Annotated in this window: 5 protein-coding genes and 1 tRNA gene; 1 reads left to right on the top strand and 5 read right to left on the bottom strand. The window is 36.0% G+C overall.

What is annotated here, in order from left to right; genetic code table 11:
* Positions 1-399: 399 nt before the first annotated feature.
* The gene (locus ACEXOE_RS23480) at positions 400-2772 is read right to left on the bottom strand and encodes an ABC transporter permease (protein ID WP_394751320.1); all 2373 of its coding nucleotides are present in this window, start codon (positions 2770-2772) and stop codon (positions 400-402) included.
* A gap of 214 nt (positions 2773-2986) precedes the next feature.
* Entirely contained in the window at positions 2987-9457 is a 6471-nt protein-coding gene (locus ACEXOE_RS23475) for an amino acid adenylation domain-containing protein (RefSeq protein WP_394751319.1), read from the bottom strand.
* Positions 9458-10387: 930 nt separating this feature from the next.
* Between ACEXOE_RS23475 and ACEXOE_RS23470 the strand changes: the two genes are divergently transcribed.
* Positions 10388-11488 carry a DmpA family aminopeptidase gene (locus ACEXOE_RS23470; protein ID WP_394751318.1) on the top strand — a complete coding sequence of 367 codons (1101 nt, stop codon included), beginning with the start codon at positions 10388-10390 and terminating at the stop codon, positions 11486-11488.
* A gap of 181 nt (positions 11489-11669) precedes the next feature.
* Here ACEXOE_RS23470 and ACEXOE_RS23465 read toward each other — a convergent pair.
* From ACEXOE_RS23465 to trxA, 3 genes are all read right to left on the bottom strand, one after another.
* Positions 11670-11743: transfer RNA gene (locus ACEXOE_RS23465), tRNA-Asp, on the bottom strand.
* A gap of 75 nt (positions 11744-11818) precedes the next feature.
* Entirely contained in the window at positions 11819-12748 is a 930-nt protein-coding gene (locus ACEXOE_RS23460; RefSeq protein WP_394751317.1) for a DUF58 domain-containing protein, read from the bottom strand.
* Positions 12749-12904: 156 nt separating this feature from the next.
* Positions 12905-13222 carry a thioredoxin gene (gene trxA, locus ACEXOE_RS23455; protein WP_394751316.1) on the bottom strand — a complete coding sequence of 106 codons (318 nt, stop codon included), beginning with the start codon at positions 13220-13222 and terminating at the stop codon, positions 12905-12907.
* Positions 13223-13336: the final 114 nt, after the last annotated feature.

Raw genomic sequence — 13336 nt, 5'->3', positions numbered from 1 at the left:
TCTCAAATTAGTTTAATACCCTCTAAAGGCATTAGTTGGGAAGTACCGTTCAGTGTTCTAGGCTAAACGACACTTTTATGTGCGGGTTTAATGGACATTAGATTAAACAAGTCCAAAGTGTAGACCTATAAGCATGACATAGGTTGCTATCATTTGGGATAAGACAAAATATTATAGCATGCATTGTATTCAAGAAACAACTCGCTTATCCCTTGTACAATTGTATATTGAATTCAAACCATGAAAAGATGGAAAACAGGTATGCCTATGGCATTAACAAGAATCTTGTTAAGTTTTAATACGATCACTGTATGAGAAAAACCCCATATAACACCGTACTTTTATACATAGTGAACGGTTCAATCTTTGAAATTTAAAGAGGCTATGCCCCATCCTTAACTAATCATCTGCCGCCAAGCAGTCCACAGGATCTTTTACCGAGGCTCTGTATGCTTGAATAGATACCGTTATCCATGCAATGATCAAGGCTAAAATAGCGGCTATAACAAATATCCACCAATCCAAACCTATCCTGTAGGCAAAATCCAAAAGCCATGATCTCATTAAAAAATAACTAAGGGGTAATCCAATAGCGATGGAGATAAGGACCATTTTCGTAAAATCTGTAGATAACAGATATATGATTCCCGTATTATTTGCTCCCAGCACTTTGCGAATACCTATTTCCTTTATTCTCCTCTCCGCGGTAAATGCGGCTAGTCCAAAGAGACCCAAACAAGATATCACGATGGCCAATATGGCAAAATATCTGGACAATATTGAGACTCGCTCTTCGGCCTTATATTGTGCCTGATAGGCCTTATCTAAAAATTCATAGTCTACGACATATCCTGGGTTAATACGTCTATTTAAATCTTGAATATTTTGTATCGCTTTTTTTTCGTCGCCTTTTTTAGTTCTTACCATAATAGTACTAGCACTTCCAGGGTTAATTTTTAGAAAAAGTGGCTTTACCTCATTGTAAAGGGACTCAAAGTGAAAATCTTTGACTACACCGATAATTTGACGTTCTTCCCCCCAGAGATTTACAGATTTTCCAATGGGTTCGGAAATCCGCATTTGTGCTATGGCAGCCTCATTAAATATTATCTTCGTATCATCTGACCCAAAATTTTTGGAAAACGCCCTACCTTCCAATACTTCCATTTCCAACAACTCTATTAAGCCATAATCCACATCAACAATTTCAAAAACAATAACTTCATCCGGATTCCGACCTTCCCAATCCAAACCTCCCGTTTGATTATGACTTCCAACAATGCTATTGCTCATACTCGAGGCTGAAATCACTTCCGGTATATTTTGCAATTCTGCCAGATAACTTTCTGGTTGTTCACGAGACATGCCTTCTTTTTCAAAATACAGCACATTATCCCTATCATAGCCCATATCCGCTGTCTGGACCAAATCAATCTGAAGATATACGACAATGACAGCTACAATAAGAATGACCGAAAGTGCAAATTGGACCACAACCAAAATTTTCCTTACCCAAGCTTCACCTACAGATTTATTGATTTTCCCCTTTAAAACAATCTCAGGATTAAATCCTGACAAATAAAATGCCGGATAACTCCCCGCGATCAAACCCGTAACACCTGTAATCCCAAGCAGCATGATAAGGAATGTCGTATCTATACTGATGGATAATGCTTTTCCCGTAATTATGTTAAATTGAGGAAGAAGTAAAAGCACGATCAATAAGGCAAAAATCAATGAAATTACAGTTATTACCATGGATTCCCCTAAATACTGTAATATTAGATTACTGCGATAGGCCCCTATGGCTTTCTTTATCCCTACCTCCTTTACTCTTCGCAGTGCTTTAGCCGTAGATAAGTTCATGAAATTAATGCAGGCCATTAAAAGAATAAAAAGTGCAATAATTGAAAATAACCTTACATATTCTATTCGCCCTCCTTTTTGTATCCCATCTTCATACGATCCATAGAGATAATTCCTTGAATATTGTTTTAAAAAAATCGTCCTATTGGTATTCTCGATTTTGCTGTCTATAAAACCCTCTATTTTTTTATTGACCTTATCCACATCTGCATTCTTATTTAGAAGTACATAGGCTCTTGTCCCATTATTTCCCCATTGCAGTACGGATGGAACAATTTCTTTGAATTTTTCAAAAGAAAAGACAAAATCAAATTGTTCGGAGGAGTTTGCTGGAACATCTTTAAAAACCCCCGTCACGGTATAAGTCCCATCAAAATCATTTAAAACTTCTATGGCCTTTCCCACGACATTCGTATCAGAACCAAATAATTTCTTTGCCAAACTTTGCGAAATAGCTACCGAATTTCTATCCTTAATCGCCGTGTTCACATTTCCCTCGATAAGGTCATAGGAAAATATCTTAAAATAGTCTTCTCCTACAAATTGACCTGTGGCCTTTATTTTATCCTTTCCATTTGTGGTAAGTGCAAATTTTGGAAACCAAGAATAATGCATTACCGGAGATGCTATTTCTATTTCTGGTAATTCTTCCACAATAGTTTCCGCACTAGGTCCGGAGGTTCTATGGCTTACAACGATTTCACCACCTATATCCCTCTTTTCCATAACTTGATACAGTTGTTCATCATTGTTGTGGAACTTGTCTACTTTTAATTCATCCGTGACCCATAAAATAATAAATAAGCTACATGCCAAACCTGTGGATAACCCTATTAAATTAATGAAAAAAGAACTTTTATACCGTTTAAAGTTTCTATAAATAATAAGTAGATTATGGCGTAACATAACTATAAGTTTAAAATTAAAATCAGATTAAGACAAAGACAATGCCATAAAAAATATCTGATTATCAATTGGTTATAATATTATTTTTTTAATAATTGTTCGAATACGGACTATTTTGTCCGATTATGAACAGTTAGGAATCAAGGGCAAATTCATTCTTTACACCTGGAAAGCAAACCGTACCTACTTGTCTCATTTGGAAATATTTATAATATCAATTAAACAGCGTATCCAGTTCTTCTTGGTCTATTTCTGCCCCTTCAAAATCAGAAGGCGTATAAGAAATATCTTTTCGTGTTCTTAAATGGTTCAATACAATTTCCAAATTATCAAAAAAAGTAGTCATTATCCAATCTATAGTTTCATGGTCATGAGCCTTAGTATTGTATATTATTTCCATTTGAAGTTGCCCATCCAGAATCATTCCGTTAAATTCCAACTCGGCAGTCATATGATTCCGATCATCAGATTCCATTCCCGTTTCCAATTGGGAAAAAGAAAAGAGTTCATTATTCAGTTCTTTACCAAACTCCCCTAGGAAATTAAATCGTATAGCAGCACGATTTATCTGGTTTTTGTCATGCAATAGCTGATGTATCCCATATCCCAATCCATGATGCGGAACACTTTTAATGCGTTCCTTCACAATTTTAATCTGTTCCCCTACACTTTCCTCCTTTAGTGTGAACAATACAGGATATAAACTGGTGAACCAACCTACCGTTCTCCCTACATTTATGTCCTCTAAATGCCTCCCGTGATTTTCTATTTCAATAAGAAATCGTTCTTCGTTGGTCCATTTTTTAAGCATCTTCAACAGCGCTACATGGAGTAAGATAGGAATATTGGTCGTATAGGCCTTATGGGCATCCTTTCTTAAAAAAAGTGTTTTTTCTTCACTCCATGACCGTTTTATTTTTGCAGAATTTTCAGTGCTCCAATTCTTTGTTTGCCTATTCAAGGGTATAGAAAACCTCTCTTTTGCTATTTTACTCCAATATTCCTCTTGATTCACGATATTCCATTTTTTGGAAAATTCCATTAGCCCTTTATTCCAATCCAATAGGGAAGCAGTTTTTTGGGGCAACGTTATGGTTTTTCCTTCTTTGAGTGCATTGTATATATGATGTAGGTCTTCCAACAGTATTCTCCATGAAATACCATCAATGATCAAATGGTGTATCGATATAAAAAGAAATTCGACTTTCGTATTTAGCAAAAACACCCCCGCTTTGAGCAATAAAGTTTTTTCGATGTCAATTTTTTTCCTCAAGTGATTACAACTCGTCATTAAAGTTCTATAATCTCCTTCTGACAAGGTATGCTCTTCAAGGAAAAAATTAAAATCTGAATGGTTTTCATTATAGAATAGCTTACCCGATTCTTTGTTGTAATTAATTCTTAATCCATCGTGTTCCTTGATCAAATGTTCAAAGCTCTTGCTTAAGATTTTAATATCAATTTCACCATGTATCTGTAACAAAACTGATTGGTTGTAATAATTGGGGTTGACGAATTGCTGTCTAAAGAACCATGATTGAATAGGGTTTAATGCGAGTTCCCCTTTTGCCTCTAGCCATTCATTTTTCCTATTATCCCCTAGATTCGCGTAATTGCTTATCTGTTCTATGGTATGGAGGAGCAAAATATCCTTCGCCTTTACGTTAACACCTAATCCATTTAATCTAGATGAGATTTGTACCGCTTTGATAGAGTCTCCTCCAATTTCAAAAAAATTTGTTCTAACGGTAAGTTTCTCATCTTCGAATATATCTTTCCAAACCTGCAATACTAATTCTTCTATCTTATTTTTAGGAAGAGTATCTTCATCGTCAATAGCATTTAATGCAGGTATGGGCAATACCTTATAATCTACCTTTCCGTTAGAAGTCAAGGGAATTTCCTTCAATTCATGGTAGTAAGCTGGAATCATATAATAGGGAAGCTTCTCAACCATTTGGGATCGTAAAATTGAAGAATTGAGAGCATTCTTAGCTGTGCCTCCCAATACACAGTACGCACAGATCATCTTACGCCCTCCATTTTCATATATTGAAACTACAGCTTCTTCTACATCCGTAAGGGATAATAACTGGTTTTCTATCTCTAGCAGTTCTATACGATGTCCATTTATCTTGACCTGTTGGTCTATCCTTCCTACAAACTCGATCGATTGCTTATCAATATATTTAGCAATATCTCCTGTTTTATACATTTTTTGACCTGGTATAAAAGGGTTGTTCACAAACTTTCGATCAGTTAATTCCTTTTCCTTTAGATATCCAACCCCAACTCCCGCTCCAGATATGTAAAGTTCACCTAACACACCATCCATAACGGGGTTCATAAAAGTATCCAAAACATAAATTTGAGTATTTGCTATAGGCTTTCCAATGGGCACTGCAATACATTGATCATCCTTATGGCACTGGTAGAACATACATCCTACAGTAGCCTCGGTAGGTCCATATTCATTATATAAAACCACCTTTTCCCCTAACACCTTATATACCTCTGAAACCAAACTTTGTTCCAACTTCTCGCCTCCTATGATCAGTCCTTGTAAAAAAGTTGGAAAGGTAGTCTCCCATAGTTTCATCGCTAAAATTAGTCTTAAATGGGAAGGAGTCAATTTAATTATTGAAACCTTATTTTCCTCTATAACCCTTGTTATTGAAGGTTTTTCTTCCGTATCGTTATAAATTACAATAGTATTTCCTGTTATCAGTGGTGTGAAAATAGAGGTAATGGTAAGGTCAAAAGAAATAGAAGAGTACAACGGAAACAAATGCTTTTCTCTTTTTACATAGACCTCCGAAGCCCAAGAAGTATAGTTGACCAAGGATTTATGGGCTATCATGACACCTTTGGGGTTCCCTGTTGTTCCTGAAGTATAGATAACGTAAGCCAAATCATTAACGGAAACATGAACATTTTCTGATTTTTCGACATACTCAGGGAAATCCTGATCCAGGTTTATCATCCATGGTCTATTATCTTTAGCTACATCGCATAGGGTTTCCACACGATCCCATTCTTTCAATGATGTCAATATGCCTTTACACCCACTGTTCTTTAAAATGTATTGTATTCTTTCATTCGGTAAGTCAATGGCAATGGGTACAAAGTGTCCGCCAGCTTTTAATATGGCAAGGATCCCTATAATTAACTTAGGGGATTTTTCTAAGATAATTCCCACCGGATCTCCTTTGGTCACATACGCCTTCTTCAGAAAATTAGCAAGCTGGTCTGCTTTTTCATTCAGTTCTTTAAATGTTAAAGATTCTCCATCATGTATTACTGCTAGGCATGAGGCCGATTTTTTAGCTTCGATTTCAAAAAGTCCATGAATCGTTTTATCCAAGGGATACTTCTTCTCCGTAGCATTAAAATCAACAACTCGCTGTTGACGTATATCTTCTGATAAAACATCAAAGTCTTTCAAGGAAATTTCCGGATTTTCAATAAGTTGGAGCGCTAATCTCTTAAAATGTACTCCAAATTGAAGAATGGTAGGTTTATCAAAAAGTTGTTTGGCATATTCAATGCCATAAGTGATTCCCTTTGAATGATCAAATATTTCCATAGAAATATCAAACTTAGAAGATTCTGGGTCAAAAGTATATCTGGACAAACTAATAGAATCGCCGACAAAATCAGAAAAAGAAGCATCATGAAACATAAACATTGTATCAAAAATGGGATTTCTACTTATGTCGCGTTCTTTGTCCAATTCGTCCACCAGCGTATCAAAAGGGTAGTCTTGATGTTGTAAACTCTTTAAAACTTTATGGTGTACATATGCAACAATTTCAGAAAAAGATACATTAGTTTCCAAAGTAAGCCTGATAGGCAGATTATTGACAAACATTCCCTGAATCTTATCCAAATCAGGATGTCTTCTACCCGACACTGGAAGACCAATTATAATATCATGGCTTCCGGTATACTTTGAAAGAAGCACATAGTATAAGGACAACAATAGTGTATGCAGTGTACAGTCATAACCCAAAGCTATATTTTTTAATTTTTGAGTTGACTTTTTTGGAAGTTCAAAGGTTATCTTATTTCCCTTAGTATCAAATATAGCCGGTCTAGCAAAATCATTGGGCATCTCTAAAACAGGCAGCTCATCTTGGAATTCCTGAAACCAGTACTGCTTTTGATCTTGCAATTTTTGTTTGGACAAACGTTCCCTTTCCCAGTGCACAAAATCTTTATATTGGACTAATGGTTTTGTGACATGTTTTTTATCATATCCGTCTAAAAGTTCCTTAACAAAATTATATATGGACATCCCATCAGAGATGATATGATGAAAATCAAGGAAAAGAAATTGTCTTTTTTCCTGCGTTCTTAATATGTGCATCCGAAATAACGGTTGTTGCCTCAAGTCAAAGGGCTTAACGAACCCTTGTAATGCCCTTTCCAAATGTTCAAAAGCTACTTCTGATACCATCAATTCTATATTGGGCGCTTGACTTACACAAGCATAAGGTTCATCCAACATTTCAAAAGATGTCCTTAAAGAATCGTGTCTTTTCACCAATTCATTTAAACTCCGTGAAAGACCTTCTTCTTTAAGATTTCCCAATATTTCAAATGCCACCGGCATATTATAAGCTGTAGCTTTTGGGTTTAATTCCCAAAAATAGTACAGCCTTTTTTGCCGAGAAGAAAGTGGATAATACTTTGAAGCCAATGTTTCTGGTATAGGTTGATAATCTGAAACTTGTGAATTTTCAATCACCATGGCCTGCTCCCTAATGGTCTGCATTTTATAAAGTGTTTCCAAGGAGAGCTCAACATTGAATTCCTTAAGGAATTTCATTTGTAACTCCGCCACTTTCAATGAATTTCCGCCAACTTCAAAGAATTTATCCGTTACTCCAAAAAGCTGATGGTCAAGCACACTTTTCCAACTTTCCTGCACCAGAATCTCTATTTGGTTTCTTGGAGTTTCTAGATTTTTTTTAGGAATTTCTATTTGCCTGAGCATTGCATTTAAACGCAACAACTCGTTATGGTATTTGCCTTCTCTATAATTCTTCAGCAATTTAAACCTTTGAAGTTTTCCACTAGTGGTTCGAGGAATATCCTTCACTGGAACGATATGATCTATTTCAAAACCAAATCTCATATTAATAAGCGTTCTAGTCGCTTCAGCCACCGGGACAAATTTTTCCAGATTTCCTCGATGAAATATGAAGGCGATAACTATCTCCTTTTGATGATCCAAATCGAAGAAACCTGCTAGGGCAATTTTATTGAGTTCCACTCCCTCAACTTCTTCTGCTATCTGTTCAATATCATGTGGATAGTAATTTTGTCCATTGACAAAAATTACGTCTTTGCTCCTTCCTACAATATATAAGTTATCATCTACTATAAAGCCTAAATCTCCAGTTTTCAACCATCCATTTCGAAGGACTTCTTGTGTTGCTTCCGGATTATTGTAATACCCTTTGGTAACGTTAGTTCCTTTAATAAGAATATTTCCAACCGTTCCATCCTCCATTTTTGTATGATTTTCATCCCCAATTCTCAAATAGCAATCATGAATCACTTTGCCCACATTCAAAAAAGACACGGCATCTTCCTTTTCTTTCGGAGGCACTACTTTGTCTCCAAAGTTTAAGAAAGCTCTACTGGTTTTATATGATATAATATCATCTTCCAAACCAGAAATGGAGACCGCCAAACTCGCTTCAGCCAAGCCATATACGGGGCACATCGCATTACTTCTCAATCCCACGCTTTCCATATGGTCCAAAAATTCGTAGCATAACCTTTCAGATATGGGTTCCGCACCATTATAAATAAGTCTTACCTCGGAAAGGTCCCAATTGAAGTCTGTTATATTTGGGCAATGCTTAAGAATATATTTGTATCCAAAATTTGGAGAACACAAAATACTAGTTCCATACTCACTAGCTTTATCAAACCATATTGCAGGACGTCTTACAAAAAAGCTGGTAGGTATCAAATATTGATTCATCTTCATCAGTAGGGGGTTCAGATGAAAACCGATCATTCCCATATCATGCGTTAGCGGCATCCAACTCAACATTGTATCTCGTGAACTATAGTCGGCAGCTGCAGCTATAGCATCCATATTTGTCAATAAGTTGCGGTGTGTCAATACAACTCCTTTTGGAGTACCTGTTGAACCCGAGGAGAATTGAATAAATCCGATATCATCCGGTTTGGCTCTATATATTGCTCCTTCGGATTTAATTTTGGAATTCAGAACCTCTGAAACATCAATAAAATGATCTTTGATATTTTTTGTTAAAGCTACATCGACTTTAGAGATTGTCTCCAATTTGTCTATCCTATCTGCAGTGGCAATTAAATAAGGAGAACACAATACGTTCCAGACGTTTATTATCTTTTCCAAATGCTCTTTTTTAACACCTACAGTTAAAGGGACAGGGATGATTCCACCTAATATACAGGCCCAAAATACAGTAAGGAAATCCTGATTATCCTCAATTTGAAATACCAATTCATCCCCAACACCAAGCCCTCGTTTCTGAAGACTGCCTAGAACCTTAAGTGCATCCTCCATTAAATTCTTATACGCAAGAAAAACATCTTGCCCTCCCATTTCAATGAAGGTTATTCCTTTTCTTTTATTCTTTGCTGCTTCTAAAAGAATACTTGTTAATGTTCTTGCACTCATAATGGTATTATATTCTAAGGTTAGGCCGGTACTATTACATTGGATACCCTCTAATGCATTATTTTCAAATAATCAATTTCCTAGTCCTCTCTTTTAATCTGCAAATAGCGGTCGAAGAAAACTAACCGAGAAGTATTTGATGGCATATCTAAGGCATAGATCGCATTTCGGTTGGTCGTTCCATTCGAACGTAAAGGATATCTTCATTTAGATTCTTCCAATAGTAAAAAAGGAAATACTCCTATTTCTATTGAAAATGGAAAAAATCACTGGAACAAAAATTATTAACTGCTCTAAAAAAAAGGTTGTAGTCTAATTTTTAGTGTTCCAAGTGCTATTAAATAAACTAGAGAAATATACTTGGACACTTTAAAATATCCAAAGCATTCATAGAAGTTTCTTTGTAAACAAGAAAGGATCTACAGGCATATGCAATCTTAAGACAATGTATTTTTACGAAAAGGATATGGCTACGCCAATTTGAGTTACATGGTGCAATCTCAAATTCAAAAATAGTAAGACAGGGACAAAATCAACGATGTATTTTATCTCCATTTAAGGAAGATAAATGTAAGAATAATTACCAAATTAAAAAATATATTCTTAAATATTTTGTAATCTTAGTACATTTAATAATACCTATGGATATCCTTTTTGATTACAAGACAGTCATTTTTTTTTCTTTATTATGGTATTGACTTCAATTAATACGCTGTAAATCAAGTATTAGTCAAACAGTCTATCTATATAAAGTAAATTCTTTGAAAAAACAATTCGTTTCAATATGCTATAATCCACCATACTTTAATAAGTAGATAACGTTGGCTTTGCTATCTTTAAAGTTCATGAAGGATAATTTCTATTTTTATTGATATTGTTTACAAAAAAAATGGGCCCGTATTCCTTTAATTTTTACACTATTGACACTATATGAAAAACAAAATCCATCAATATTCTAAAAAGAGACTCCGGGATTACGGTATCGAAATTGGAATACTACAACCTGGAAACAAAAATGCAATAACTGATGTCGAAGGCGTACAAGTTGGCCATACTACTTTGATTAAAGCAGATTCCATTAGAACAGGTGTCACTGCAATACTTCCTCACCAACAGAACATTTTTAAGTTTAAAGTACCTGCTGCCATCTATATGGGTAATGGCTTTGGAAAATTAATAGGGTATAGCCAGGTACAAGAACTGGGAAATATAGAAACTCCCATAATCCTGACTAATACGTTGAGTGCGCCAACAGCCTCAAATGCGCTAATATCCTATACTTTGGAACAATCCGGCAATGAAAAAGTAAAATCTGTGAATCCTATTGTTGGAGAAACCAATGACGGTATATTAAATGATATCCGAGGACGGCATATCACTGAGACTCATGTTTTGGATGCTATCAAAAAGGCTCTACCCGGCAAGGTGGAAGAAGGGAATTTCGGAGCTGGTACAGGAACAGTATGTTTTGGATTTAAAGGAGGTATTGGAACATCTTCTCGTTTAGTTTCCGAGCTGTGGGGAAAATATACCGTTGGTGTTTTGGTACAAACCAATTTTGGAGGAATCTTAGAAATAAATGGCGTGCCCATTGCAAAGGAGTTAAATCAATTGATCTATGATGATTATACTAATGCCGACGGGTCCTGTATGATCGTAGTTATTACCGATGCCCCTTTAGATGCAAGAAACCTGCGGCGAGTAGCCAAGCGAGCAATGCTTGGTTTAGCGAAAACGGGAGGAATTGCTTCCAATGGCAGTGGTGATTTTGTTATTGCTTTATCCACTTATAAAAAAAACTTAGTAGATCATTCTCAAAACAACACCATACATCAACAGGAAGTTTTACCCAATGAAAAGATGACCCCATTATTTTTAGCTACGATTGAAGCAACGGAGGAGGCGATTCTAAACTCTCTTTTTGCAGCTGAAGATATGAACGGACATAAGAATAGAAGAATTGAGGGAATTCCAAAACAACTCATTCTGGATACATTAAAAAAATACGGTAGAAAAATCACTCCAAGATAATACCAGTATATTTAGGGATAGGGTTACTTCTCTTAGGAGGAAACAAAATAGTAAGATGTCGATCAAAGCATATTTCCCTGTAGCAATTTTAGATGATTTGATGTCAAAATACCAAGAATTTAATATTTGACCAGAGAGCATAAAAACCAAAAAAATCGCTCCATTTCTGAAGCGATTTTTGCGGTCCGGACGGGACTCGAACCCGCGACCCCCTGCGTGACAGGCAGGTATTCTAACCAACTGAACTACCGAACCGTGGCGTTAAGCGGTTGCAAATATACACCGCTTATTGAATTTCACAAACAAAATTCACTAAAAAATGCATTCCTTTTAGATAAATTTTTGTCGCTCTATCATATAGGTATTTAAAATTTTAGAGAAATCTGCATGAATATCCACATTCACATATTTAATTTTGTATTGGGCGCATTTCATTTTTAAGGCGTCCATATAATTGGAAACCTCTTTTTCATAGGCCTCCTTTACGGTTTCTGGATACAAATCGATATGATTTCCAGTTTCTACATCCACAAAACGCTTGGGCGTATTCTCAAAATCAAAATGAAACTCTTTATCCTTATCCAGAAGATGAAAGAGCACCACTTCGTGCTTGTTGTATTTTAAGTGCCGTAGTGCATCGAACAAGGCGGCATCATCCTTTGCCGTTTGGAACATATCCGTAAATAAAAAGATAAGGCTACGCCTATGGATGTTTTCCGCAATCTGATGAAGATAGGTATAGGTTTTTGTTTCCTGGGCGGGGCTGGCATCCAAACTCACTGCACTCAATTTAGCCAACAACATTTGATGATGCCGTTCGCTGCTTTTTTCTGAAGTATAAAAGTTATACGTATCCGAATAGATACTAAGACCCACCGCGTCTCTTTGCTTTTTTAAGATATTCATTAAAGCCGCAATAGCCAATACCCCAAATCCAATTTTGTTCAGATGATCGATCCCTAATTCTGCTACCTTAGGATAATACATGGATGCAGAATTATCCAAAATCATATGACACCTTAAATTGGTTTCCTCCTCATAGCGTTTGGTATATAGTTTATCGGTCTTGGCAAACAATTTCCAATCGATATGCTTGGTGCTCTCCCCATTGTTATAGATCTTATGCTCGGCAAATTCTGCCGAAAATCCATGAAATGGACTCTTGTGAATTCCGCTAATAAAACCCTCCACTACCTGACTGGCCAATAGTTCCAGGTTCTGAAATAGGGACGATTTGTGTAATTCTGACTGAAGATCCATAGCATGATTTGTTCAACTAAGATAGAAAAGATATTGGTGCATTTTAAGGCAAATACAAAGATTATGGTTTTTTTAAGGATTATTCATTTCCCATAAAAAACCACAAAAAAAGGGCCAGATTAAAATCTGGCCCTTTTTTCTTGTTTACGCTCTTATTTACAATGCTGCATCAATAGCATCAGTGTATACTTTTTTAGGAGAAACACCAACTTGTCTGCTAATAATCTCCCCGTTTTTGAAAACCAAAACGGTTGGGATGTTACGCACACCGTATTTCGCTGCAAATTCCTGATTGGCATCAACGTCTACTTTACCAACCACAGCTTTTCCTTCATACTCGTTACTAACTTCGTCAATAACGGGTCCAACCATTCTACAAGGACCACACCATGCAGCCCAAAAGTCGACAACGACTGGTTTATCACTTTTCAAAACTACCTCATCAAAAGTAGCATCTGTTATTTCTAATGCCATGTTATTTGTTTTTTAATATAATTATGCAAACTTAGTCATTTATTTCTCTATAACCTTACTAACGATGCATACGTATTACCTATTGCTCTATTAATAATATTTATTTAAAGCACT

The organism is Spongiimicrobium salis, assembly GCF_043678055.1.
Classification (GTDB): domain Bacteria; phylum Bacteroidota; class Bacteroidia; order Flavobacteriales; family Flavobacteriaceae; genus Spongiimicrobium; species Spongiimicrobium salis.
The sequence above is the reverse complement of the archived record's forward strand: the minus strand, read 5'-3'. Positions and strand labels throughout refer to the sequence as shown.